The sequence below is a fragment of the Neobacillus sp. SM06 genome (assembly GCF_050496765.1).
In the GTDB taxonomy this organism is placed as follows: Bacteria; Bacillota; Bacilli; order Bacillales; family Cytobacillaceae; genus JAEVLT01.
This window is the reverse complement of sequence record NZ_JBNWEO010000009.1, coordinates 51,303-77,966: the sequence shown is the minus strand read 5'-3', so window position 1 is coordinate 77,966 and position 26,664 is coordinate 51,303. Positions and strand designations below refer to the sequence as shown.

The 26,664-nt window shown below is 43.5% G+C and carries 22 protein-coding genes, 1 tRNA gene and 1 riboswitch; of the genes, 1 reads left to right on the top strand and 22 read right to left on the bottom strand.

Annotated features, from left to right (window positions below; translation table 11 throughout):
- Positions 1-187 precede the first annotated feature (187 nt).
- Positions 188-1,666 carry a sodium/proline symporter PutP gene (gene putP, locus ACQYAD_RS02910; RefSeq protein WP_430235350.1) on the top strand — a complete coding sequence of 493 codons (1,479 nt, stop codon included), beginning with the start codon at positions 188-190 and terminating at the stop codon, positions 1,664-1,666.
- 87 nt (positions 1,667-1,753) lie between these two features.
- On the opposite strand, the gene ACQYAD_RS02905 is transcribed toward putP, so the two are convergent.
- From ACQYAD_RS02905 to ACQYAD_RS02800, 22 genes are all read right to left on the bottom strand, one after another.
- Positions 1,754-1,827 (bottom strand) — tRNA-Pro (locus ACQYAD_RS02905).
- 259 nt (positions 1,828-2,086) lie between these two features.
- Complete coding sequence (gatB, locus tag ACQYAD_RS02900; protein ID WP_430235348.1) at positions 2,087-3,514, bottom strand: Asp-tRNA(Asn)/Glu-tRNA(Gln) amidotransferase subunit GatB; 1,428 nt, start codon at positions 3,512-3,514, stop codon at positions 2,087-2,089.
- 13 nt (positions 3,515-3,527) lie between these two features.
- Positions 3,528-4,985 carry an Asp-tRNA(Asn)/Glu-tRNA(Gln) amidotransferase subunit GatA gene (gene gatA, locus ACQYAD_RS02895; protein ID WP_430235346.1) on the bottom strand — a complete coding sequence of 486 codons (1,458 nt, stop codon included), beginning with the start codon at positions 4,983-4,985 and terminating at the stop codon, positions 3,528-3,530.
- 12 nt (positions 4,986-4,997) lie between these two features.
- Positions 4,998-5,291, bottom strand: coding sequence for an Asp-tRNA(Asn)/Glu-tRNA(Gln) amidotransferase subunit GatC (gatC, locus tag ACQYAD_RS02890; protein WP_430235343.1), 294 nt, complete (start codon positions 5,289-5,291; stop codon positions 4,998-5,000).
- Positions 5,292-5,449: 158 nt separating this feature from the next.
- Positions 5,450-5,962: an energy coupling factor transporter S component ThiW gene (gene thiW / locus ACQYAD_RS02885; RefSeq protein WP_430235340.1), complete on the bottom strand. Its 513-nt coding sequence runs from the start codon at positions 5,960-5,962 to the stop codon at positions 5,450-5,452.
- Between the two features lie 55 nt (positions 5,963-6,017).
- Positions 6,018-6,131, bottom strand: a riboswitch (TPP riboswitch).
- 38 nt (positions 6,132-6,169) lie between these two features.
- Positions 6,170-6,604, bottom strand: a complete 435-nt coding sequence (locus tag ACQYAD_RS02880) for a YueI family protein (RefSeq protein ID WP_430235337.1) — start codon at positions 6,602-6,604, stop codon at positions 6,170-6,172.
- An 87-nt stretch (positions 6,605-6,691) separates the two neighbouring features.
- Positions 6,692-7,015 carry a hypothetical protein gene (locus tag ACQYAD_RS02875; RefSeq protein WP_430235334.1) on the bottom strand — a complete coding sequence of 108 codons (324 nt, stop codon included), beginning with the start codon at positions 7,013-7,015 and terminating at the stop codon, positions 6,692-6,694.
- Between the two features lie 374 nt (positions 7,016-7,389).
- Positions 7,390-8,673: an isocitrate lyase gene (gene aceA / locus ACQYAD_RS02870; protein WP_430235331.1), complete on the bottom strand. Its 1,284-nt coding sequence runs from the start codon at positions 8,671-8,673 to the stop codon at positions 7,390-7,392.
- 308 nt (positions 8,674-8,981) lie between these two features.
- Positions 8,982-9,605 (bottom strand): precorrin-2 dehydrogenase/sirohydrochlorin ferrochelatase family protein, encoded by a 624-nt coding sequence (locus ACQYAD_RS02865; protein ID WP_430235328.1) that lies wholly within the window; start codon positions 9,603-9,605, stop codon positions 8,982-8,984.
- A gap of 114 nt (positions 9,606-9,719) precedes the next feature.
- Positions 9,720-11,192 carry a uroporphyrinogen-III C-methyltransferase gene (gene cobA, locus ACQYAD_RS02860; RefSeq protein ID WP_430235325.1) on the bottom strand — a complete coding sequence of 491 codons (1,473 nt, stop codon included), beginning with the start codon at positions 11,190-11,192 and terminating at the stop codon, positions 9,720-9,722.
- Positions 11,193-11,252: 60 nt separating this feature from the next.
- Entirely contained in the window at positions 11,253-11,573 is a 321-nt protein-coding gene (nirD, locus tag ACQYAD_RS02855) for a nitrite reductase small subunit NirD (RefSeq protein WP_430235323.1), read from the bottom strand.
- Positions 11,570-14,005, bottom strand: coding sequence for a nitrite reductase large subunit NirB (gene nirB, locus ACQYAD_RS02850; protein ID WP_430235321.1), 2,436 nt, complete (start codon positions 14,003-14,005; stop codon positions 11,570-11,572). The genes nirD and nirB overlap by 4 nt, the downstream gene beginning before the upstream one ends.
- Before the next feature lie 393 nt (positions 14,006-14,398).
- Positions 14,399-15,100, bottom strand: coding sequence for an ABC transporter ATP-binding protein (locus tag ACQYAD_RS02845; protein WP_430235318.1), 702 nt, complete (start codon positions 15,098-15,100; stop codon positions 14,399-14,401).
- The gene (locus ACQYAD_RS02840; RefSeq protein ID WP_430235316.1) at positions 15,100-16,356 is read right to left on the bottom strand and encodes an ABC transporter permease; all 1,257 of its coding nucleotides are present in this window, start codon (positions 16,354-16,356) and stop codon (positions 15,100-15,102) included. Before ACQYAD_RS02840 ends, ACQYAD_RS02845 begins: the two co-directional genes overlap by 1 nt.
- Positions 16,357-16,361: 5 nt before the next feature.
- Positions 16,362-17,450: an ABC transporter permease gene (locus ACQYAD_RS02835; protein ID WP_430235314.1), complete on the bottom strand. Its 1,089-nt coding sequence runs from the start codon at positions 17,448-17,450 to the stop codon at positions 16,362-16,364.
- Between the two features lie 73 nt (positions 17,451-17,523).
- Positions 17,524-17,892: a hypothetical protein gene (locus ACQYAD_RS02830; RefSeq protein WP_430235312.1), complete on the bottom strand. Its 369-nt coding sequence runs from the start codon at positions 17,890-17,892 to the stop codon at positions 17,524-17,526.
- 287 nt (positions 17,893-18,179) lie between these two features.
- Entirely contained in the window at positions 18,180-19,727 is a 1,548-nt protein-coding gene (gene pruA / locus ACQYAD_RS02825; RefSeq protein WP_430235310.1) for an L-glutamate gamma-semialdehyde dehydrogenase, read from the bottom strand.
- Between the two features lie 148 nt (positions 19,728-19,875).
- Positions 19,876-21,024: a CamS family sex pheromone protein gene (locus tag ACQYAD_RS02820; protein WP_430235507.1), complete on the bottom strand. Its 1,149-nt coding sequence runs from the start codon at positions 21,022-21,024 to the stop codon at positions 19,876-19,878.
- A 6-nt stretch (positions 21,025-21,030) separates the two neighbouring features.
- The gene (gene ligA / locus ACQYAD_RS02815) at positions 21,031-23,046 is read right to left on the bottom strand and encodes an NAD-dependent DNA ligase LigA (protein WP_430235307.1); all 2,016 of its coding nucleotides are present in this window, start codon (positions 23,044-23,046) and stop codon (positions 21,031-21,033) included.
- A 67-nt stretch (positions 23,047-23,113) separates the two neighbouring features.
- The gene (gene pcrA / locus ACQYAD_RS02810) at positions 23,114-25,363 is read right to left on the bottom strand and encodes a DNA helicase PcrA (protein ID WP_430235304.1); all 2,250 of its coding nucleotides are present in this window, start codon (positions 25,361-25,363) and stop codon (positions 23,114-23,116) included.
- Positions 25,364-25,441: 78 nt separating this feature from the next.
- Positions 25,442-26,125 carry a heptaprenylglyceryl phosphate synthase gene (locus ACQYAD_RS02805; protein ID WP_430235302.1) on the bottom strand — a complete coding sequence of 228 codons (684 nt, stop codon included), beginning with the start codon at positions 26,123-26,125 and terminating at the stop codon, positions 25,442-25,444.
- A gap of 200 nt (positions 26,126-26,325) precedes the next feature.
- Positions 26,326-26,658, bottom strand: a complete 333-nt coding sequence (locus ACQYAD_RS02800) for a YerC/YecD family TrpR-related protein (RefSeq protein ID WP_430235299.1) — start codon at positions 26,656-26,658, stop codon at positions 26,326-26,328.
- Positions 26,659-26,664: the final 6 nt, after the last annotated feature.

The following is a 26,664-nucleotide window of genomic DNA, read 5'->3' as shown; positions in this document are numbered from 1 at the left end:
GTCTGTTTCGCTGAGAAACGTCCGACTTGGAACGACGAGTTTTTTTCATATTTTAAAAAAATAATTGTCTATTGACTCTCATAAAAAAAGTGTATTATAACTATAATAATTAGAATATTTTTTAAATATAGAATATTATTTTTGAATATTCTAGCTTTTCCAAAATTGAATAAAAGGGGGAAAATGAATGGTCAATGAAACATTACAACTTGTTTCGATTGGAATTTACTTGGCGGCCATGCTTTTCATTGGTTGGTATGCCTATCGCCGCACAAGCAATCTGACGGACTATATGTTAGGTGGCCGGTCATTGGGTCCTGCAGTTACTGCGTTAAGCGCCGGCGCTGCAGATATGAGCGGATGGCTTCTCATGGGTTTACCGGGAGGAATCTACGTCACAGGTCTTGCCGATGCCTGGATTGCCATTGGCTTGACGATCGGTGCCTATTTAAATTGGCGGTTAGTGGCACCACGCCTTCGTTCGTATACACAAGTTGCGAACGATTCAATTACGATCCCGAGTTTCCTGGAAAACCGTTTTAAAGATGGAACGAAATTGCTTCGGATTGTTTCCGGTATTGTGATTCTTATTTTCTTTACTTTCTATGTTTCATCCGGGATGGTTTCAGGTGCGGTTTTCTTCGAGAATTCCTTTCAGACAAGTTACCATACAGGCCTTTATATCGTTGGCGGTGTTGTTGTAGCCTATACGCTTTTCGGGGGATTTCTCGCTGTAAGTTATACCGATTTTATTCAGGGGTTAATGATGCTGCTGGCGCTCCTGCTTGTTCCAGCAATCGGGGTTTTTAAAACCGGTGGTCCGGCTGAAACGTTCTCGACGATCCGCGCGATTGATCCGACATTGCTTGATTTATTTAAAGGCACAACTTTCTTAGGGGTTGTCTCCGCGGCGGCTTGGGGACTTGGCTATTTTGGCCAGCCGCACATCATTGTTCGCTTTATGGCGATTAAGACAGTGAAAGAGACAAAAAGCGCCCGCCGAATTGGTATGAGCTGGATGATCTTTTCGCTAATCGGCACCATTTTTACAGCACTGATTGGCCTTGCCTTTTTTCATCAGAACACACAATACTCATTAAAAAATCCTGAAGCTGTTTTCATTTCGCTTAGCCAAATTTTATTCCATCCACTCTTTGCCGGCTTTGCCTTGGCTGCTATCCTCGCAGCCATTATGAGCACCATTTCATCCCAATTAATTGTAACGTCGAGTGCATTGGTTGAAGATTTGTATAAAATCGTTGTCCGCAAAGATGCGAAAGACAAAGAGCTTGTTTTCCTTGGCAGATTAGCCGTATTGCTGATTGCCGTGATTGCTGCCGCTCTGGCCTTTAAACAAAACAATACCATCTTAAACCTTGTGGCCTACGCGTGGGCAGGGTTTGGCGCTTCGTTCGGACCAATTATTCTTTTAAGCTTGTTTTGGAAAAAAATCACGAACTGGGGCGCACTTTTCGGCATGATTGTTGGTGCCGCTACCGTTATTATATGGAAAAACGCCGGGCTTGGCGAAACTCTTTATGAAATTGTTCCCGGCTTCGTCTTCAACTTTGTTGTTGCGGTGATCGTCAGCCTGTGGACCCATCGTAAAAATGAAGCCATTGATCAAGATTTTGACGAAAGCGTTCGGCTTCTCAAGCAAGAATAAAGTAAAATTTCAACCAGTGTAGTTTTTTTTAGACTTTTCCAAATGGAAAAAGGCCAGGCACTTTGAAGTAGTGTCTGGCCTTTTTTATCGGGATGACAGGAATTGAACCTGCGACCCCTAGCACCCCATGCTAGTGCTCTACCAAGCTGAGCTACATCCCGTTTTAGTAAAGTATATACGAAACTTCCCCTTCATTATACTACATTATTAAGCAAATTTCGACTGACTTCTCTCTGTTTTTTTTAATCAAACGTTTGATTAAAATTGCTCAGAACCGGTATGAAATGCCGCTTTTTTTCCCGGGAAATAGGAGAAAATTGTCGAGTGGGGTTAGACGATATTCGGCAATTCCTTTGGAACAATTTTTTGTCCAGAAATAAAAGGCTGAAGGAATCCGGTTCCCTCAGCCTCATTGATTATTTACCTCTTTTTCAATTCTTCCTGCAATATTTTATTAACCATTTGCGGGTTGGCCTGTCCTTTTGTTGCTTTCATCATTTGCCCAACAAGGAAGCCGATTGCTTTCGCTTTGCCATTTTTAAAATCTTCCACTGACTGCGGATTGGCATCGATGATTTCGGTTGCGATTTTTAACAGTGCGCTTTCGTCGGAAATTTGCACGAGTCCTTTTTCCTTAACGATTTGCTCGGCATCACCGCCATGTTCGATCAGCTCTTTGAAGACCGTTTTCGCAATTTTTGATGAAATCGTGCCGTTTTCAATGAGTTTGATCATTCCTGCCAGGTTTTCTGGCGTTAGTGGGAGATCGGCAAGCTCTTTCTGCTCAGCGTTCATATAACCGGAAACATCCCCCATCAGCCAGTTGGAGGCCATTTTTGCGTCAGCGCCAGCTTGAATCGTCGCCTCGAAAAAGTCAGCCATTTCTTTCGTCACGGTCAGCACTTTTGCGTCATACACCGGAAGCCCCAGTTCTTCCACATAACGCTTTTGCCGTGCATCCGGAAGTTCGGGAATTTCCGCACGAATCCGCGCTTTCCATTCTTCATCAATAGACAAATCCATTAAATCCGGTTCTGGAAAATAGCGATAGTCATCCGACCCTTCCTTTACCCGCATCAGAATGGTCGTGTTTGTTGCTTCATCATAGCGGCGCGTTTCCTGCTCAATCACACCGCCGGCAGCAACAACTTCCCGCTGCCGCTTTTCTTCATATTCAAGCCCTTTGCGGACAAAGTTAAACGAGTTTAAATTTTTTAATTCCGTTTTTGTACCAAACTCTTTTTGCCCGACAGGACGAATGGAAATATTGGCATCACATCGCAATGAGCCTTCTTCCATTTTACAGTCCGAAACGCCTGTGTACTGGATGATGGACTTTAATTTTTCCAAATAGGCGTAGGCTTCGTCCGGCGTGCGAATATCCGGTTCAGAGACGATTTCGACGAGAGGCGTCCCCTGTCGGTTATAATCGACAAGCGAATAGCCTTGGCCATGGTTCAGTTTGCCGGCGTCCTCTTCTAGATGAATCCGGGTAATTCCGATCTTTTTCGTATAGCCGTTCACTTCAATTTCAATCCAGCCGTGTTCGCCAATTGGTTTGTCAAATTGCGATATTTGATAAGCTTTTGGGTTATCCGGATAAAAATAATTCTTGCGGTCAAACTTCGTGTGCGTTGCGATCTGGCAGTTTAATGCCATCGCCGCTTTCATCCCATAGTCGACAGCTTTTTTGTTCAAAACCGGCAGGACGCCCGGATAGCCTAAATCGACGACATTTGTATTGGTATTCGGCTCCGCTCCAAATTGATTTGGACTGGAGGAAAAAATTTTTGAAGCTGTTTTTAACTCAACATGGACTTCTAGTCCGATCACTGTTTCAAATTCCATCTTCCTTCACCCCCTATAATACCGGCTTTTGTTTATAGTAGTCTGTTGCTTGTTCAAATGCATGGGCAACACGGTACACGGTCGCCTCATCGAAATGCTTGCCAATGATTTGCAACCCAAGCGGCAGCCCGCCATCAAAACCGCACGGCACCGAAATCGCCGGCACGCCAGCCAAGTTGACTGGAATCGTCAAAATATCGTTTGCATACATGGTCAATGGATCGGCAATTTTTTCGCCAATTTTAAATGCTGGCGTCGGCGTCGTAGGGCCAATGATCACATCGTAGTTTTCAAAAACCGTCTCAAAATCCTGTTTAATCAATGTACGCACTTTTTGCGCTTTTTTATAGTAAGCATCATAATAACCTGAGCTAAGTGCAAATGTTCCGAGCATGATCCGACGCTTGACTTCATCGCCCAAGCCTTCTGCACGTGTGTTTTTATACAAATCGATTAACGTCTCGGCATTCGGTGTCCGGTAGCCGTAGCGCACCCCGTCAAAGCGCGACAGGTTTGCGGATGCCTCGGATGAAGACAGCAAATAATAGGTTGCCAGCGCATATTTCGAGTGTGGCAGCGATACCTCTTCCCACACAGCGCCTTGCTTTTCGAGCACTCGTAACGCTGCTAAAACCGACTGGCGGACGGCATCGGTAACACCTTCGCCAAGGTACTCTTTCGGTACGGCAATTTTCAAACCTTTACAATTACCCGTTAAGGATTCGACAAAATTTGGCACCTCGACATTGGCTGAGGTTGAATCCATTGGATCCACGCCGGAAATTGCTTGTAAAAGATACGCATTATCCTCGACCGTTCTCGTAATCGGACCGATTTGATCTAATGATGACGCAAATGCCACCAAGCCAAAGCGGGAAACCCGGCCATATGTCGGTTTAAGCCCAACAACACCGCAAAAGGCAGCTGGCTGGCGAATCGAACCGCCAGTATCCGATCCTAGTGAAAACAAAACTTCCCCTGCTGCAACCGAAGCGGCTGAACCACCGGAAGAACCGCCTGGCACGGTTTCAAGATTCCATGGATTGCGCGTTTTTTTATAAGCGGAATTTTCATTGGATGAGCCCATCGCAAACTCGTCCATGTTTAATTTGCCAATGGTGATCGTCTCTGCAGACTGCAATTTTTGTACAACTGTTGCATCATAAATCGGCTGAAAATTTTCAAGGATTTTGCTGGCACAAGTTGTCCGGAGGTCTTTTGTGACAATATTATCCTTTAGCCCGATCGGCATGCCGAATAGCAACCCTTTATGCTCGTCCGTTACCAGCTTTTGATCAAAACGGTTTGCAGCAGCCCTTGCCCGCTCTTCATCCAATGTTAAAAATGCCTGTACTTGATCGTCCACTTCACGAATGCGCTTATACGACTCATCAACCAAATCCGTTACGGTTAATTCTTTTTTATGTAAAAATTGATGCAGTTCTGCGACTTTGTTATCAAAAATACTCACCTGTTCTCCTCCTTACTCGCCTAAAATCGCCGGCACTTTGATCTGACCATCCTGGTGCTCCGGCGCATTTTTCAACACTTGTTCACGCGGCAGTCCCGGCTTCGGATTATCTTCACGCAGCACATTTTTCATATCAAGGACATGCGAAGTCGGCTCGACGTTCTCAGTATCGAGTTCATTTAACTGCTCTGCAAAGGTAATAATCGCATCGAGCTGTTTTGTAAATTTTTCTGTCTCTTCTTCAGTGATCGCTAGTCTCGCAAGATTGGCGACATGCTTCACCTGCTCCGCTGATATACGGGTCATTTTTTATTACCTCCGTTCAAATTGCAATCATGGTTTATTTATTGATGATACCAAATATTTCTGTATTCTCGCAATGGCTGTGCCGATTTAAGCAACATTGAAAACGTTGTCAATTTCAGAAAATTTTATTAAAAAAAGCTGATGAATTTCTTCACCAGCTAATTTTTGCTTTGGTTTGCGCTTAACACCCGGATGACGCCTTTATTTTTCATTAATATGGCGAGAAGAATCAGACCAATGGCCGCACCTGCGAGTGAACTGAAGATAAACATCGGAATAAAACCAAAAAGGGTGGCCTGGTTGCCAAGCAGCAAGGTGGCAATTGGAAAGCTGGCCATCGCCCCAAGAATCCCTGTCCCGACGACTTCTCCAAAAAAGGCCAAGTAGAGTTTGTTTGTTTTGCTATACAGAATTGCAGCCAGTACCGCGCCAATCATGCTTCCCGGAAAAGCAAAGACGGAACCGGTGCCCATCATGTTGCGAATCAGCGAGATGCCAAATGCCTCCGCAAGAGCGTAATAAGGTCCAAGAATAACGGCTGATAAAACGTTAATTAAGCTTTGCATCGGGAAAAGCTTTGTAACCCCGAGTGGGATATACAACAAGTTGCTCGTCAGCGTTCCCAAAGCAATCAGCATCGCCGTTACGGTAAGTTTCTGTGTTTTTCGCATAAAAAACCCCTCAATCGCAAGCACTGGGGGATATTACTGAGCAGAAGTTCGCATGAATGGTTTCCATACACTTCCCTACGCTGGTACAAACCAGATCAGGTTTTAAGGGTAAAAGACATTTCGGGTCTTACTCTCAGCCGGCCGCTTTCCGGATCCCCCAGTGCTATCGTATTTTTGCTTTCATTATACTCCATGTTTCAACAAATTTCAGCCTCGTTTAAAAAGTTTTGCCAAAAACGATGGTGACTTTGCTTTGGTTTGTGATGTGGAGTTTGTTTTTCCTAGATAAATTTCCTCTTTGTCAATTGCATGATCCACTGCCAGAACAAGCCCAATCTCGGTGTCATGCTCCTTATTTGTCACAATTGTATAGGAGGCTTTACATTTTTTCGCAATCTTCACGTATTTTGATAAATCGCGATATGGAAGGGTACCGTTTAATAAAAGGTGTGCAGTAGGATTTTCTTTTAATAGCTGGCCAATTTGCGGGTAAACGTCTTGCTCCCTCACCTGGTTTTTCTTCAGAACAGCAAGAACCCGCTCCCTTAACGTTCCGAGAAATTGCCGTCTTTCTTCCGGCTTTATTTCCTTCGTACCGTAAATTCCCTGCTGCAAAACTTCCTCTACTGTCGGTTTTTTCAAAAATATCAACTCCAACGATGTGATTTACCTATTATTATGTATGATTCTATTTTAAAAAAAGTGCTGTCAAAAGGAAATCGAACAGTTTCATGAGAATTCGACGCGTTTGGAGCGGAATTCGACGTCTTTGCGGGCGGATTCGACGCGGTTGAAGCGGAATTCAACGTCTTTGGGGGCGGATTCGACGCGTTTGGAGCGGAATTCGACGTCTTTGCGGGCGGATTCGACGCGTTTGAAGCGGAATTCAACGTCTTTGGGGGCGGATTCGACGCGTTTTAAGTGGAATTCGACGTCTTTGGGGGCGGATTCGACGCGGTTGGAGCGGAATTCAACGTCTTTGGGGGCGGATTCGACGCGTTTTAAGTGGAATTCGACGTCTTTGGGGGCGGATTCGACGCGATTGGAGCGCAATTCGACGTCTTTGGGAGCGGATTCGACGCGGTTGGAGCAGAATTCAACGTCTTTTGGAGCGGATTCGACGCGATTGAAGTGGAATTCGACGTCTTTGGGAGCGCGATTCGACGCGGTTGTGGCGGAATTCGACGCATTTGGGGGCGGATTCGACGCGTTTTAAGTGGAATTCGACGTCTTTGTCGAATAGGCTAAGCTATTCCGCCGTTATTTTGTTTTTTCCGCCTAACTGGTGCGGAATTCCGCCTTCAGTTTGCTTTTTTCCGCCGATGCGGCCCCGAATTCCGCCTTCACGCCAACTAGCCACCATAACATTACCTTTTCCGATGGCTAAAAACCTTCCCCGCACACGAGGGAAGGTTTTGAAAATCGAATTATTTCGCTCCGGTAAATTGGGCTTCTTCGGTCGAACCTTTCAAAGCGGTTGTTGAAGACGTTCCGCCCGTAACAATCATGGAAACCTGGTCAAAGTAGCCTGTTCCAACCTCGCGCTGGTGTCTGGTTGCACTGTAACCGTACTGCTCGCTGGCAAATTCAGCCTGCTGCAGTTCAGAGTATGCCGCCATGCCGCGCTCTTTGTAGTCGCGGGCAAGCTCAAACATGCTGTGGTTCAAGGCATGGAAACCGGCAAGTGTAACAAATTGGAATTTATAACCCATCTTGCCAAGCTCTTTTTGGAAATTGGCAATCGTTTCTTCATCTAATTTCTTTTTCCAGTTGAACGATGGTGAACAGTTATAGGCGAGCAGTTTTTCCGGGAATTTCTCATGAATTGCCTCAGCAAAACGGCGAGCTTCCTCAACATTCGGTTCAGAAGTTTCACACCAGATCAGGTCAGCATATGGAGCATAGGCCAATCCGCGGGCAATCGCCTGTTCAATGCCGGACTTTGTTCGGAAAAATCCTTCAGAAGTCCGCTCGCCAGTAATAAACGGGGCATCATATGGATCAACATCACTTGTAATCAAATCGGCGGCATTCGCGTCCGTCCGGGCAACCAATACAGTCTGCGTACCCATTACATCAGCAGCAAGGCGGGCTGCAATTAAATTACGGACAGCTGTTTGCGTTGGCAGCAACACTTTGCCACCTAAATGACCGCATTTCTTTTCCGAAGAAAGCTGGTCTTCAAAATGGACACCAGAAGCCCCTGCCTCAATCATCGCTTTCATTAATTCAAAAACATTCAACTGTCCCCCAAAGCCTGCTTCCGCATCGGCAACAATCGGAGCAAACCAATCAATCGAATGGTCACCTTCTGAATGGTGGATTTGATCCGCACGCTGCAGTGCCTGGTTGATTCGTTTTACAACATTCGGAACACTATTCGCAGGATACAAGCTTTGATCCGGATACATTTGTCCGGCAAGGTTGGCATCTGCCGCAACCTGCCAGCCGCTTAAATAAATTGCCTTGAGTCCAGCTTTCACCTGTTGGACAGCCTGATTACCCGTGAGCGCACCAAGCGCATTGATATAGTCTTCCTCGTGTAGCAAGTTCCAAAGTTTCTCCGCACCCCGCTGTGCAAGCGTGTACTCAATATCGATAGAACCGCGAAGTTTGATAACATCCTCTGCCGAATACGGACGCGTAACCCCTTTCCACCGCTCATCAAATTCCCAAGATTCCTGCAAATGTTTTACTCGCAAATCCGTCATGTTTACATCCTCCTCTTAAAATAACAATCTAGTTTGTTTTAAACCCCAGCCTCTAAATTCCCCCAAAAACGATACCCCTTGTACTACAACAGCAACATTGAACAAAAGCCGATCAGACCGCGAAATTCCTCACCGCCATTCATTTTTGTTATAAAACAGACATTTATTACGTTTTGTATTATATAACACATTTTCGAAAAATGGAACTGTTTTATCTGAATTTTTTATATTTTTTTCAAAAAAAAACTAGCTTTTCAACAGCTAGCAGTAATTACGTATAGGGATCCCACCAACAAATTGACATTATCTTAACTTTGGTGATGCGATCCCTTATACAAACTTCGAAACTGTGTTTCCCAATCGCCGTTTTTCCAAAACTCTGGACTGGAAATTTTCTGCAACAACTTCTTTTTTAAAAAGGGATCGGTCACTTCCGCTAAAATCTTCTTTCGAGCCTGATAAAGAAATTCCACATACGCCTCATACCGCGCGTCAAATTCCAACTCGAGACGCTCACGAATCTGCCGTGCCAGCATAGGGCTCGCTCCATTCGTCGAAACTGCGATGCTCAGCCGGCCCCGTTTCACCTGGGCGGGCACATGAAAATCCGAACCATCTGGATCATCCGCAATCGTCACGAATTGATGCGATTCGGCCAAATCTTTAATCTCCTGATTCAATTTCCGATCGTTTGTTGTAGCAAAAATCAGCAACGCCCCTTGTATATCCGCACCGGAAAACGGTCTCTGCACCCACTCAATCAGACCCTCGCCGGAAAGGCTGGCAATATCGTCCGTAGCTTCCGGACTCACTACCACAATCTGCGCATCTGCTTCAAGCAACCCCTTGACTTTTCGTTCTGCCACTTTCCCGCCGCCGATTACAACAACCTTTTTTCCAGCAAGATTCAGCATCATCGGATAAAAGGTCATCTCGCATCCACCTCCAGTATATAATTTTCCCCGTCCTAAGCTTAATTTTAAGTGTGAAATCAAGCGAAAACAACAATGCCCCTATAAATAGACAAAACTGAGCAATAGCTCAGTTCATCTGCTTACTGAATTCGTTTTTAGGTACTCTACCATTGCTTCCCTCGTTGCTGTTGAGGGGGTGCCACTCACATTCAGCCCTGCTGCCTCTAGAGCACCAGCTGTCTCTTTCCCCATACAAACCACTTGTTTACCTTCCAGAAATGTTTTCCCAACAATTCCGAGTTCATGTAACCCTGCAAAAAACGGCTCAACGCTCGCTTTGCATGGGAAGATCATCGTATTTACCTCCGCCTCTTCCAGCATCCGCTGCAAAATCGGGAAAAACTGCTGATCAAGCTCCTTTTTACTGGTGATCCAGGAATCAAATGTCCCATAGTGGAACGTATACTCCAGCTGACTTTCCAGCAGTCGGTCATCGCCAACAATCAACAACCGACCGGTTTCCGGCATATCTTTCACTAGTTGGCTTAAAAAGCCGCGTTCCTTCAAAGCTTTCAGTGTTTTTACCGATCCGCCAAAGAAATCTGCTTGGATTTTACGACTATCAATGCCATATTCAACAAGAGCGGTGAAAAATTCAATAGCACTTTCTGGTGTAGTAAACAAAATTTTCTTAAAGTTTGAAACTTCAGCTAACAGTTTTGGATCAACGGGCAATTTCATTTTTTTCCATTTTGGAAACTCGATGACATCCGCACCCTGTTCGATTAATTCTTTAGCCAGTTCACTTGGCCCTTCGCCAGATCGTGCCAGCACAATTTGCCTGCCGTAGAGTGGCATTTTCTCAAACCAGCTGATTTTTTCCCGTAACGAAATGACGTTTCCGACTAAAATAATCGCTGGATTGCAAAATTTGGCTTCAGCCACTTTCACTGAAATATCCGCTAACGTCCCTTCGAGCGTTTTCTGACGGCTGAACGTCCCCCATTGAATCAAGATCACCGGCGTATCAGGAGCCTTGCCATGCTCGATCAAATTTTCACAAATAAATGGCAGGTTGCCGACGCCCATGTAAAAAGCGATCGTATCAACGCCGCGGGCCAGCCCCTCCCAATCGAGGATCGGCTTGCCATCTTTGGATTTGTCGTGGGCTGTTACGACAGCAAACGATTCAGCATATTCACGATGGGTAACAGGTATTCCCGCATAGAGGGGCGCTGCAATCCCTGATGAAACACCAGGAACAATTTCAAACGGAATCTGGAAACGGGCAAGGGCTGCGGCTTCTTCCCCTACTCTGCCAAAAACACCAGGATCGCCGCCTTTAAGGCGGACTACCACTTTGCCTTCTAGCGCTTTTTCAACTAACAGGTCATTGATGTTCTCCTGCCGTAAAATATGGCGATCAGGCAGTTTTCCGCAATAAATCCGTTCGCAAGCCTCTGGTGCAAATTCCAGTAATTTCGGATTGGCAAGCCGATCATATAAAATGACCTCTGCTTGCTTGATGGCCTCCATGCCCTTCACCGTAATTAAACGGACATCCCCTGGTCCCGCTCCGACTAAAAATACTTTCCCTGTTTTCATCTTGCAGCCATCCTCCTATGCTGAATCAATTGCCGATTTGGGCAAGCTTTATGTTTCGATCTAAACGAGTAAGTATACCGTATCTCCTTCGACTTTCACCGGATATGTTTGCACTTGGCCTTCGTCCGGTGCCTGCACTTTTCCGTCAACTAAAGAAATTTTCCAATCATACACCGGGCAAAATACGAATTCCCCACTGACAAGCCCTTCCGACAGCACGCCGCCTTTTGGATGTGGGCTGCGATTTTCAATTGCGTAAACATTCCCATTCGTTACTTTAAAAATCGCAATGGTATGTCCCCCAATGGTAACCGTATAACCAACTCGTTGCGGCAGTTTCGAATAGTTAGCAACTGCGACACGTGTCAACGTTTCATTCATTTCGAATCACTCCCTACTAATATATCATGTTTTTCATAGTATTTCGATAGGATTTCTTCATTTTCAATTGCTTCTTTCCACGGTTCACTATATTTTTTCAACGTTTTGTCCATCCGCTCATTCAATTCTTTTCTCATTTGTTCATCTGCAAGAACTTGTTTGACATGCTCCAGTCCTACGCGCTCAAGCCATTTCGATGTGCGCTCCAAGTAAGTGGCTGTTTCGCGGTAGTATTGCAAATAGGCTCCAGCGATTTCCATTACTTCTTCTTGTGTTTTAACCGTAATGAGCAAATCGCCGGCACGAAGGTCGACACCGCCGTTACCGCCAACATAAATTTCCCAGCCGCCATCAATTCCAACGACTCCGAAATCTTTGATCCCCGCTTCCGAGCAGTTTCTCGGACATGCCGATACACCCATTTTCACTTTATGCGGCGTATCGAGCCGTTCAAATTTTTTCTCAAGCTTGATGCCAAGTGCCATGGAATCTTGTGTTCCATAGCGGCAGAATTGGGCGCCGACACAAGTTTTAACCGTGCGCAGTGTTTTTCCGTACGCATACCCGGATGGCATGTCAAGCTCTTCCCAAATAGCGGGCAGATCTTCTTTTTTGACACCGAACAAGCCGATCCGCTGACCGCCCGTTAATTTTACAAGCGGTACATTGTATTTCTCAGCGACTTCGCCAATTTTAATCAAATCTTTTGCATTTGTCACACCGCCGTACATTCTTGGGACAACCGTGAACGTTCCATCCTTTTGAATATTGGCGTGCATTTTTTCATTTACCAGGCGGGAATCACGGTCATCTTTGTATTCATCCATATAAATCATGCCAAGGAAGTAGTTAAGCGCCGGACGGCATTTTGTACAGCCTTCTTCATTTTTCCAGCCAAGCACGTTCATAACTTCTTTAATGCTTGTTAAGCCCTTTTCTTTAATCTCGGCAACCACTTCGTCACGGCTAAGTGTTGTACAGCCGCAAAGAGTTGTTTTTTGCGCAGCAGCCGCATCAAATTGATCCCCAAGCGTATGAGCTAAAATTTTGCCAATCATCGGTTTGCAGCGTCCGCATGAACGTCCGGCATTTGTACAGCCGCCAACTTGATCAACCGTTGTTAATCCTTGGGTGCGGATTGCTTCCACAATCGTACCTTTTGTGACTCCGTTGCAGCCACAGACTAGTTCATCATCCGGCATTGAAGCAACATCATCGCCTGTGGCTGAGCCGTCCTGTGATTGTAAAAGTGAAATGCTTGTCATGCCGCTAACATCTTCTTTTTTTGTCAGCATTCGAAACAGCTTTGTGCTGTCCTGCGTATCACCGTAAAGCACAACCCCGACGACCCGGTTGTCTCTGATTAAAATCTTTTTATAAACGCCGTCAAATTCATTATGAACTTTGATTGCCTGCGTTGTTTCATCTTCAAAAATTTCCCCCGCCGAATAAAGGTCAACTCCAGCAACTTTTAATTGTGTTCCTGTAACCGAGCCTTCATATGGTGCTGTTTCTTTGCCGCAAATCCGGCTTGCTAGCACTTTGCTTTGTTCATATAATGGCGCAACCAGGCCATAAACGATTTCGCGGTGTTCAGCGCATTCACCAACGGCATAAACATTAGCGGTTTGAGTTTCCAGATAATCGTTCACGACAATCCCGCGATTGACATAAATGCCACTATCCTTTGCCACCGCTACATTTGGTTTAATGCCAATCGCCATTACTACAAGATCGGCGTCAATTTCAGATCCGTCTTTAAAACGAAGCCCTGTTGCCCGCTCATCACCGAGAATTTCAACGGTTTGCTTCTCCATTAAGAAATTCATGCCTTGGGATTCCAGTTCTTTTTTCAGCAATGCCGATGCTGCTGGATCTAGCTGGCGCTCCATCAAATGCGGCATTAAATGGACTACATCCACTTCCATGCCGAGATTAAGCAAGCCGCGTGCCGCTTCAAGTCCAAGCAGTCCGCCGCCGATGACGACGGCTTTCTTATATTCTTTTGCCGATTTGATCATCATTTCACAATCATTGAGATCACGAAATCCAGTTACACCTTGTTTGTCAGCACCTGGAATTGGTAGAATGAACGAATTCGAGCCAGTTGCCATAATCAATTCATCGTATTCAACTTCTCGACCCTTGTCGGTAATGACTCGTTTTGCGCTGCTGTCAATTTTGGTTACAGCCTCACCTGTGAATAATTGAATCTTGTTTTCTTCATACCAGTCGAGCGGGTTAATGATAATTTCATCAAAGTTTGTATCACCTTGGAGGATATTTGATAATTTAATACGGTTATAGTTTGGGTATGGTTCTTTTCCAAAAATGGTAATCTCAAATTGGTCTGGAGCGATTTTGAGGATTTCCTCTATTGTCCGTACACCGGCCATGCCGTTACCAATCATCACGAGTTTTTTCTTGTTCATGATCGTCTCTCCTATCGTTTTTTCATCTGGTCGTTTTTCCTATGAGTAAATTGTATTCCCCTTGAGGTTAAAAATTTGTGAGGTACGTCACAATTTGAGTGTATTTGTGAACAAATTCACATTATTGTCAAAAAGTCGGCTAGCTTAAATGTCTGAAGACGGAATTAATGGGGGCGTAGGCGATATAATCATAGTTGTTGGCGAAATTATGACGGATGAAGGCGGAATTCTTGATTATGTAGGCGGATATGTTGATCGTTAAGGCGGAATAAATTCAATTTCGGGGTGCAATCAGCCTCATTTATAACAATTCAAGGAAATTGACGAGAAAAAAGCCACCAATCCGGCAGCTTGATTATAATTGAATACATTACATCGTATTTTTACAAGCCTCTAGGAATTGCCAACTTTTTCGACTGTCATCGTGTCATGATTCACTTTTCCGTCAATTAATTCAATAATCCGATCGCACTTTTTGGCAACATCAACATCATGCGTTACAACAATAATCGTTTTTCCTTCCTTGTTTAATTGTAGTAATAAATGGATTATCTCTTCGCCGGTTTTTCGATCTAAGTTTCCCGTTGGTTCATCAGCTAAAATTAGTTCCGGTTCACATACTAATGCTCTGGCGATGGCCACCCTTTGTTGTTGGCCACCTGATAATTCATCCGGGGTTTTATGCATATGCTCTTTCAAACCCACTTTTTCTAGATATAATTTTGCTTTAGAAATTCTCTCCTTATGGCTTGCTTTCCGATAAGTTAGCGGCAAGATAACGTTATCAAGGACAGTATAATCTTTTAACAACGCGAAATATTGGAAAACAAATCCGATCATTTGGTTTCTCGTTTTGTGCATCTTATTTTTTCGAATCTCATGTAAAGATTTTCCGTTTAAAAAATAGTCACCTTCTGTTGGGGTATCAATTAACCCTAAAATATTCAATAGTGTACTTTTTCCAGAACCTGATGGCCCCATTATCGCAATCATTTCTCCCTGTTTAATCGATAAATTGATATCGTTTAATGCAAAAGTAAGATGATTCTTATTCCCATAGATCTTTTTGATATTTTTTAGATTAATAAAATCCATTACTCCATTCCTCCTATCAATGACTTCGGCTCCAAATTTCTAATAAACAAAAAGACGATAAGGTTTGATAAGATCATCACGAGTAATAGAACTGAAAATACTGGAAATACGATAGAAGCATTCATTTTAAAGTCTAATGCACTCGCTAAATTGAATTCATTTGAAATTTTTAATAGTCCACTATATTTCCAGATAAAATGAATGAGTGATAAGCCCATCCCAACAATACCAATCAATAGATTCTCTAAAAGAATTTGAATAAATAGGCCATATTTACTTTCACCGAGAACTAATTTTACCCCAAATTCTCTTTTCCGCATCATAATCGATATAAATGTGGTTGCTACAATTCCAATCACTGAAAATAGGATAAAACTCAAACCCAATATGATTTGTGGGATTTCAGTGTAGCTATTACTCTTTATATTTTGTTGGATCTCTACACCTAAGTTTTTAAGGTACATCTGAGAGTTATCGCCTCTTATTTGAATGGATTGAATTAATTTCTCTACATCCGCACCTTTTCGCAATTTTAAAATGGTTCCTCCATGTAATCTGGAAAACATGGCAGCATAATTGTTGTTTATATCAGCAGGCATTGGCATCACTGCTGCCTTATCCAATTTTAGATAGGTGTTTGTGGTATTATTATTAACAATATATTTATCCTTTGGCAAAAAACCAATGATCGTGTATTGATTATTAATTACATCTCCGATACGAAAATACTTTTTGAAATAGGAGCCTACCAAAATGTTGGTTTTTTCATTCTGATTATACGTAAAGTCCTGAGCAGAAAACCGTTTTCCCTGCTCAACTTGTAAGTTTAAAAGCTGATTATAGTTTCCATCAATCACAATTGCACGTATTGCTGGCTTGTCCATCCCTAGGTTTGTTTGATTTAGCTCAGAAAGCAGCTTACTGTTAAGTGGTACTGAACTTGCAGCAACTGGCAAGAATTCTTCATAGTAGGTACCATACGATATGACATCTTTGTTCTTTTTTAACTTATTAAAAATCTGCTCAGCTTGCTCTTTCTTAAATTTTCTTTCATCAGCAACCTCAGGATTTTTACTTGTAATTAAGTATGTGCTGGTTAAGTCTAAAAGTGAATTATTTTTCAAATAAAATAAGTTATAAAACACGTTGACAGAACCCGTTATCGTTGATAATCCAAAAGTAAATTGGATAAGAAGAAGAATTGAAATCACCCATCTTTTTTTTAAAGCTTTAAGAGCACTTTTCATTTTCATCATATGATTTACTCCTTTAATGCTTTTGCGGGTTCGATTTTCATTATATGAAGAAACGGAATGATCGATGTAATAAAAGAAACAACGAATGTTATGACCAGACTGGTGAGATATAGATAGAAGCTCAAGCCAATATTGTAACTTGTAAAATAAAGAATATTGTTGCCGATTTTGCCCAAAACCCACAGGATAACGATCGAACTGACTGTTGCTAAAGTTGCACAGATTAACAATTGACCAAATACAAACGAAAAGAGATTTAGATTGCTTGCTCCTAAAGCTTTTCTTAAAGAAATATCTTTTCTTTTCAGATAAATCCACAGATAACTAACGGTTATACAATTAATAAGCGCGATAATGAAAAGTTTATAAGGATAACTTAATACTTCTTTTACTCCCTGTCTGGAGTTTTTCTGATTTTCATAATTTGCTTTTTCATTTATGATCTTGATGTTCGGAATTTTATTCATTTGTTTTACTTTAGAAACGAATCCGTTTATTTCTTTATTCGGACTTTGATTTGACCTGACAATTAGTTGAAGGGTATTGGACTTTTCTATATCACGTTTAATTTGTTCAGGTGCATTTTTTAGCGATAGATAAATTTTACTATTGTATTCACTTCCCATGCCTTTCCCGGTAATTCCTTTAATCGTGTATTCTTTATCAAATAATTTTATTTTGCCCACCGTACTGGAAATATTCTTTCCAGCTATTATATTGTTCGTTTCATTGAGATCTAATTTTGCTCCTTTGATCAAAGGCGGCGACCAAATATTTTTATTGAGTAAACCAACAACCATTACAAAACCTATTTCCGGAATTTTTGCTGAAATAGTTTCTGTAATAACGCTAGATTTAATAAAATTAGATTCTGCCAGTTCCTGCATTTTATGAAAATCTAACTCTTTCACATTAGATAAATTAATCGAGTAATAATACTGAAAAAAACCATTTTTAGAATCATAAAATAACTCATCATAATAATTTTTCGTTGAAAAAGCAATAAGAATTGGAGATATCGTCAGCAAAAAGCCTATAAAAAGCATGAGAAAAATTTTCTTGTTTATGAATATATCTTTTATTATTTGCCTCATAAAGCCCTCCAGCTATTTTAAACCGTGAACAAGACTATGTGAGCCTCATTCACGGTTTGTTTTAACTCCTATTTTAGTGGAAATCGATGGACTTCCTTACAAATCCACTTTCACCACTCATTACCCACTCATGCTCTGAAAAACCACTGCTTACTGGACCAGCAGTTAAAAAGCTGACTGATATCGAGTCACTAGCACTGGCAGGATTTTTTTGAGCATATTTCTGTGAACCATCATTTGTTTCAGCATAAACAGTAATTTTATAATTTGCTGGCTCATTTGACTGAGAAGTATATGCGTATACATTTGCTCTTCCTCCAGATCCATACCAACTTGCGTCAGAATCCCAAGCTATCGTTGCATTTGAAACTGTTGAAAAAGCGCCGACTGCAAATGCTGTAACACCCAATGATGCCAATGATTTTTTAAAAAAGTTTTTCATAATTTCAAAACTCCTTTTTTAATAATTTACTTAAATATTTAAGTATTTCATGGCCACACCTTAATTATACAAGATAATTCAGATTTATCCGGTTATTTACAAATAGTTAACATAAAAATACCAACTTTTACATTCTGTTTACATTTTCAATTATTTACCACTTGCTGTTCTCCTCTTAAACGCACGCAAAAGAAGCTATCTCATAGCAAGATAACTTCTTTTGCGATTTAAATCGTTTTAACAGGGTGCTGCAGCTATTTTAGGTCTTTTTCACAAAATCTAGTAAATTAGTAAAGTTCCGAAGTGGTTTTTGCTTGCATATGCAGCAGCAAATAGTCCGGACCGCCGGCTTTGGAATCGGTGCCGGACATGTTGAAGCCACCGAATGGCTGATAGCCGACGATGGCTCCTGTACAGCCGCGGTTGAAGTACAGGTTACCAACATGGAAATCTTGGCGCGCCTGTTCCATATGGGCGCGATTTTTTGTGATTACGGCACCGGTTAATCCGTATTCTGTGTTATTGGCAATTTCAATCGCTTCGGTAAAATCTTTCGCTTTCGCAAATCCGACGACCGGGCCAAAGATTTCTTCTTGCATGATCCGCGCTTTTGAATCAAGGTCAGCAAAAATAGTTGGCTTGATAAAGAAACCGGTGGAATCATCGCTTTCTCCGCCCGCCATCAGCTTGCCTTCCTGTTTGCCGATTTCAATGTATTCATTGATTTTTACAAAAGCATTTTGATCAATGACCGGCCCCATAAAGTTTCCTTGGTCTGCCGGGTCGCCGACGGTTAATGGATTGGTCAACTCGACAACGCGATTCAGCACCTGGTCATAAACGTCTTTCACAACGACCGCGCGGGAACATGCTGAACATTTTTGCCCGGAGAAGCCAAATGCTGAAGCCACAATCGATTGGGCTGCCCATTCGAGATCCGCTTCACTGTCGACTACAATCGTATCTTTGCCGCCCATTTCGGCAATTAGTCGTTTCATCCAAATTTGACCATCCGCCAATTTTGCGGAACGTTCAAAAATGCGCAGCCCCACATCGCGGGAACCGGTGAAGCTGACAAAACGGGTATCTTTATGGTCAACGAGATAATCCCCGACTTCAGCGCCGCTTCCTGGAACAAAGTTCAGTACCCCTTTTGGCAGGCCTGCTTCTTCCATGACTTCAACAAATTTGGCGGCGATCACCGGCGTAGCGGATGCCGGTTTTAACAAGACGGTATTGCCGGAGACAATAGCAGCCACAGTTGTGCCTGCCATGATCGCTAATGGAAAGTTCCATGGCGAAATGATGATTCCAACACCAAGGGGAATATAGTCATACCGATTAAATTCATTTGGACGGCTTTGCACAGGCATGCCGTCTTTGAGCCTGAGCATTTGCCTGCCGTAAAATTCGAGAAAGTCAATTGCTTCCGCCGTGTCGGCATCGGCTTCGCGCCAAGGTTTGCCCGCTTCTTTTGTCATCAATGCCGAAAACTCATGTTTGCGGCGGCGCAGAATTGCTGCTGCTTTAAAGAGAACATCTGCACGGATTTCAGCTTTTGTCTTTTTCCATGTTTTAAAAGTTTCGACCGCAGCTTGCATGGCTTTTTCAGCAAGTTCTTTATTGGCTTTGGAAACGCGGCCAATCACTTCTTGTTTATTGGCAGGGTTGTAGGAAATGATTTTTTCTTCGGTTGAGATTTTTTCGCCGCCAATGACGAGTTCATACTCTTGGCCTAAATAGCTCTCAACCGTTTTTAACGCATTCAAATAGGCTTGACGGTTTTCTTCTACTGAAAAATCCGTTAATGGTTCATGCTTGTAAGGCTGGATCAATTCAATTCCCCTCCTATGTAGTAAAGCGCATTCATTACACTTTTCATTTTAACATGATTCTTTTGAGTCTAACAATTATTCGAAATATTCAGTCCTTATTTTAAAGCAAAAAGCCTGGCGCTTTTTCTTGCCAGGCTCTCGTGAGATGTTAATAAATATACACAAATGGTTCACTTTGATTCGGTTTGCGGACAATCAGCGCTTCCGGCCCATCTACGGACGTAACGCTAACAGATACGGATATATATTTTGGAAAATGCTGCATTACAAGCCCTGTCACATATTGCGTAAAGCCGATCGCTTCTGTTTTTCCGTAAAACTGCATTGGGATTGAGATGTTCAAATCCTGCAGCTGGTCATCAACATAAAAGGCCTTGCCAATCACCCCGTTAAAGTTCGGAAAATACTGCTCAACATCCTGTTTGAAGTTTAAAAAGGATGTTACATCATCGCGGTGCGCATCTTGGGCATCTGTTGACGGGAACAAGTAGTACTTTTCATTCACTTTCCCCCAACTCCCCAGGCTGGAGCTTCCCTTTGAAACATTTGCATAGGCAAAGAAATTCCCCGGTACAATCGATGTTTTGCTTTCCGTTTTAAAAAGGGCAATTGTAATCGGCACATCTTTTAAATCCTTCATTGCCCTTAATCGATTCAGCACTTCGGCAGCAATTTTCTTTCCTTGCGCCTCGATTTCCGCATCTGAAAGTTTCTTTTCATACGTCGGACCGTATTGAACCGTTTGATAATAATAGGTGGAATTCAGCGCAAGCCCGATGACGACTCCGCCAAGCTGAACCCTGTTATTGCTGTCTTTTACTAAATAATCATGTTCTAAAATATGAGCCAAATAAATCGGTGTGGAGTTATTCCCTGCATCATCCTGCGGGTTCAAACCGATGTTGTCTGCATCTTTTAGTTTTCGCTGATCCAGCTGTGCTTTATTAAATTTCCGATTCAGCCAAAGCTTTACGGTATCCTTTTTGATTTCCTGGCCTTCACGGAATAAATACTTGTTCGGGTCAAATTGCTTTTGGGCAATTCTCATCAGTCCGGTTTCGAACTCATCGATGTCGTATCTTGTATTTAAATTATTAACGACCATCCCGCGCGTTTCTCCCGGCTGAAATGGTAAGATCGTCCGATAGTATTTATCGGAAATATTATATTTCGGAATAATTGCCTTCTCTTTCGCTTTATTGTCTGTCTGCACGACTTCATTCTTCTTTTGAAAATTCGGGGCACAAGCACTCAGCAAAAAGACAACAGCAAGAGCCAGCAATGAGAGTTTTCTCACGTCCAATCACACCTCTTGTTTCATTAATTCTTCCAAAAGTCTTTCCTCATCCCATACTTCAATCCCAAACTGCTCAGCTTTTGCACGTTTTGATCCGGCCTCTATCCCGGCAATGACCAGATCGGTTTTTTTGCTTACACTCCCGGAAACATTGCCGCCAAGCGCTTCAATTTTTTCTTTTGCTTCGTTTCGTGTTAACTGCTCCAATTTCCCTGTTAGCACGACTGTTTTACCAGCGAACACGGAGTCCACTTGTTCCGCTAGTACCGGTTGTGGTCCCTTGTACTCCATATTGACGCCCGCAGCTTTTAATTCCTTCAACAGCTCGTGTACCTCTTCTTTTTGAAAAAAGGTCACGATCGAATCAGCCATTTTTTCGCCAATGTCATGAATGGCAACAAGCTCCTCTGCCGTTGCTTCCGCGAGCCTGTCCATTGTGCCAAAAACTTGGGCAAGGGTCTTGGCTGCCTTTGCGCCAACATGACGGATGCCCATGCCGAACAAAAGTTTTTCAAGCGAATTCGCTTTTGAAGCTTCAATCGCTTGCAGCAAATTGCTTGCTGATTTTTCACCCATACGCTCAAGTCCGAGAAGCTGTTCTTTTGAGAGTGTATAAAGATCGGCCACATCCGCAATTAATTTTTCCGTAAACAGTTGGCTGATCACCTTTTCCCCTAAACCGTCAATATTCATGGCATCGCGGGATACAAAATGGATCAGGCCTTCGCGAATTTGCGCTGGACATTTTGGGTTGATGCATCTGAGGGCGACTTCCCCTTCAAGGCGGACTAGCTCACTTCCGCATTCCGGGCATTCCGTCGGCATGTGAAAATCCGTTTCTTGACCTGTCCTCTGTTCAGCGATTACATTGACCACTTCTGGAATAATATCGCCCGCTTTTTTAACAACGACTTTGTCGCCAATTTTAAGATCTTTCTCGCGGATTAAGTCTTCGTTGTGCAAGGATGCGCGTTGAACAGTCGTGCCCGCAACCTTTACCGGTTCCAGGATCGCCGTTGGGGTAATGACCCCTGTTCTGCCCACCGTTAGTTCAATGTTTAATAGGGTTGTGACCACTTCTTCTGCCGGGAACTTATAAGCAATCGCCCAGCGCGGGCTTTTCGCGGTCGTTCCCAATTCCGCCTGCTGCTCAAGCGAATCGACTTTAATGACAATCCCGTCAATTTCATAAGGCAAGTGCGGCCGTTTCTCCACCCAACTATTCACAAAGGAAATGACGTCGTCGATCGTTCCGCATTTGCGGCGCTCCTTGTTCGTCTTCAAGCCGAGACGGTCAAGATAATCGAGTCCTTCACTATGAGAGGTAATGCCGGTCTCACCCAGGTCGCCTATTCCGTATAAAAAAATGTCAAGATTCCGCGATGCCGCAATCTTCGGATCAAGCTGTCTTAATGACCCAGCTGCAGCGTTTCTTGGATTGGCAAACGGCTCTTCGCCGCGCTCTTCCTTCGCTTTATTCAACGCTTCAAACGACCGTTTCGGCATAAAAGCTTCGCCGCGCACTTCAATCGTGACATTTTCGCGCAGCCGTAGGGGAATTGATTTAATCGTTCGTAAATTGGACGTAATGTCCTCGCCAATCGTTCCATCTCCGCGCGTGGCTCCCTGAACAAATAAACCATCCTCATACTTGAGCGAAACTGCCAGACCATCAATTTTCAATTCGCAAACATAAGATACGTCATCGCCGACAATCTGGCGGATTCGGCGGTCGAAATCCCGTAAATCCTGGTCATTGAACGCATTTGCTAGACTAAGCATCGGCGTGCGGTGCTCCACTTTTTCAAACATGTCGAGAACGGTGCCGCCGACTCGCTGGGTCGGAGAGTCCGGTGATGTTAATTCCGGAAATTGCTCCTCTAATGCGAGTAATTCGTTCATCAGTCTGTCGTATTCCGCGTCGGGAACAGACGGCTGATCCAAAACATAATATTCATAGCCATATTGATTTACTAAATTTCTTAATTCAATCACTTTTTGCCTGGCTACTTGCAGGTCCATGTAGTCAACCCTTTCTAAACGTTAGCGTTCCAATAATACAGGTAATCTAGCAATGTCCGATCAATGGCTATCCTTTTTTGATCGGGGCAAATTTGGCGAGCAGGCGCTTGATTCCAGTTGGGCTTGGGAAGGCAATGTCGAGTTCGGTTCCTTCACCTTCACCCTTGACGCTGACGACGGTGCCGATCCCCCATTTGCCGTGTTCCGCTTTGTCGCCGACCTTCCAGCCAATTTCGTCGCCGCCGGTCGCTGCCGCAGCCGGGCGGACGACCGGTTTTCTTGCTGCCGGTGTCCCAAATGGGGAGACCGCCGGTTTTTGCGCACCAAAAGATCTTCCTTGTGAGCTGAACGATGCGGATATTCGATTGGCCACTTGAACATCTTCCACTAATTCCTCAGGGATTTCCATGATAAAACGGGAAGCAGGATTCATGCTCGTTCGGCCAAACAGTGTCCGCATTTGTGCATTTGTTATAAAAAGATTTTTTTCAGCCCGGGTAATGCCCACATAGGCCAGCCGCCGCTCTTCTTCCATTTCCGCTTCTTCCATCAGCGAGCGGCTGTGGGGGAATACGCCTTCTTCCATACCGATGATAAAAACAACCGGGAATTCCAATCCCTTTGCCGAGTGCATCGTCATCAAGACAACGGAATCAGCTTTTTCATCGTCGTCATCCATCGAGTCAATATCGGCGACAAGTGCCAAATCGGTTAAAAACGCAACAAGGCTCTTATCTTCACTCGTATCTTCAAAGCTTTTCGTCACCGATAACAACTCGTCCAAGTTTTCAAGGCGGCTTTGGGCTTCAAGCGATTTTTCTGCTTCAAGCATTTCGCGGTATCCCGACTTTTCCAGCACTTCCTCGACAAGCTCGGTTACGGAAAGAAACTCTTGCATATTCGTGTAATTGCTGATCAAATTTCGGAATTCGATTGCCGCTTTTGTGATTTTTGGACTTAAGCCGATTAACTCAATCGATTCAAGTGCTTGGTAGAGAGAAAGATCATGCAGTGCGGCGAAGTTGGCGATTTTATCAAGTGAGCTTGCACCAATACCCCGCTTTGGTACATTAATGATCCGTTGCAGGCTAATATCATCATCCGGATTCGAAATCAGCCGTAAATACGCAAGCATGTCTTTAATTTCTTTACGGTCATAGAACTTCGTGCCGCCCACAATCGAGTAGCCGATGTTCGATTTCAGCAGTACTTCCTCCATGACACGGGACTGGGCGTTTGTCCGGTAAAGAATTGCGATATCGGAAAGACTGTACCCGCCGTCACGCGTTAATTCCTTTATTTTTCCAACAACAAATTGTGCTTCTCCTTGCTCACTGTCCGCGCGGTAATAGACAATTTTATTGCCTTCCGGATTCACTGTCCAAAGATTCTTCGCTTTGCGGTTCCGATTGTTTTCGATTACTTTGTTCGCTGCGAGAAGAATCCGCTTGGTGGAACGGTAATTTTGCTCCAGGAAAATCACCGTTGCGTTTGGATAGTCTTTTTCAAATGAAAGAATGTTTGAAATATCGGCTCCGCGCCAGCGGTAAATTGACTGATCCGAATCGCCAACAACGCAAAGATTTCGGAAGCGGCTGGCCAGAAGCTTTACCAACATATATTGCGCCCTGTTGCTATCCTGATACTCGTCAACGTGAATGTACTGGAATTTGCGCTGGTAATATTCCAATACCTCCGGAACCCGCTGGAACAGGTGAATCGTCGTCATGATCAGGTCATCAAAATCGAGCGCTTGATTTTTGCGCAGCCGTTTTTGGTATTCCTCGTATACATCGCTAACTATTTGTTCAAAATATCCGCCTGCCGTCTTGGCGTATTCTTCAGGTGTAATTAATTCATTTTTCGCGGAGCTGATCGAACCCAAAAGGGCTCTTGGGTCAAATTTTTTCGGATCGATATTTTTATCTTTTAAAATTCCTTTAATGACTGAAAGCTGATCTGTCGTATCAAGGATTGTAAAGTTACGGTTAAAGCCGAGCCGATCAATGTCTCTCCGCAAAATTCTTACACACATGGAGTGAAACGTAGAAATCCAAATTTCTTCGGCTGCTCCGCCCATCATCTTTGAAATCCGCTCCCGCATTTCCCGGGCTGCTTTATTCGTGAACGTAATCGCTAAAATATTGTATGGATTGACCCCTTTTTCAACCATTAAATAGGCGATTCGATGGGTTACAACTCTCGTTTTGCCGCTGCCGGCGCCAGCCATAATTAACAGCGGTCCGTCCGTCGCTTTTACCGCTTTTTGCTGTTCTGGATTCAAGCCATTCAGCAGCTTGTCTGTTAAATAGTGCATTACTGTTCTCACCCTCTTAAAACAAACGTATGTTCCTATTTCTATTTTACCTAAATCGGCACCATTAAGCAAATTTCTCTATTTTACTGAATGGACCGTTTTTAACGCTTCCTCGATGTTTTCGTATACAGCATTTCCAACTACAATTACGTCTGCGTACTGTGCCATTTCGGCAGCTTGTTCCAGTGTGCCAATGCCTCCACCGTAAAACAGCTTCGTGTTTTGTAAGACTTTTTTTATTTCAGCTGCGAGGTTGGGATCGCCATAGCGGCCACTGTATTCTAAATAAAAGATTGGCAGCTGGAACATTTTTTCTGCCATCATGGCATAGGCTTGTACATCTGCTGCCGTTAATTTTGTTTCCGCAGATGTCCGTTTTGCTGCTTTGCATTCTTCGTTGATAATGCAGTAGCCTTCCATGATGATTTCATTCCAGTCCATGATTTCGCCGAATTCTTTCACTGCTTGATGATGAAGGCCTGTAATCCATTTTTGATCACGGCTGTTAAGGATGGTTGGGATAAAGTAAAGGTCAAATCCGGGTGTCACGGTTTCGATGCTCGAGACCTCCAGTACACACGGAACCGTGTAACGGCGAATGCGTGCCATCAAGTCCAATACGTTCTCAAGCGTTACACCGTCTGTGCCGCCAACCATCACTGCATCCGTTCCCGATTCGCAAATTCGTTCTAAATTTTCATCGCTGATTTCTTTATTCGGATCAAGCTTAAACACATGGCGCCACTCGCGAAAATCGTACATCCAAAAATCCTCCTGTTTCGTATTCCATTTCACCATTATAGCATTTGCCGAATCGATACTAAAAGAAAACAAGAGAGAGTTGTTATAGAAAAGATATCCAGCCAAATGGGAGTTTAACTTCATTCTCTCTTTTTTTGGTATTAAAGGGATCGCTCAGTGACCGCTTGACCCCCCTCCATAATAAAAAGCCGAAGAATGGTCTATTCCTCGGCTTTTTGGAGTTCCTCTGATTCCTTATTTTCTTTTTTATAAACCCGGTTGAGAGCGAGTTCGTATGCGTCGTTTCCATAATTTAAACAGCGTTTGACGCGGGAAATGGTCGCCGTGCTCGCACCCGTTTCCGTTTCAATTTTATGATACGTGTTGCCCTCACGCAGCATTCTTGCCACCTCAAGACGCTGTGCCAATGATTGAATTTCATTAATCGTACAAAGATCATCGAAGAACCGGTAGCATTCTTCCAAATCTTTCAGCGAAAGAATCGCTTGAAAAAGCTGATCCAGCTCTCTCCCTCTTAACTTATCGATTTGCATCCTCTA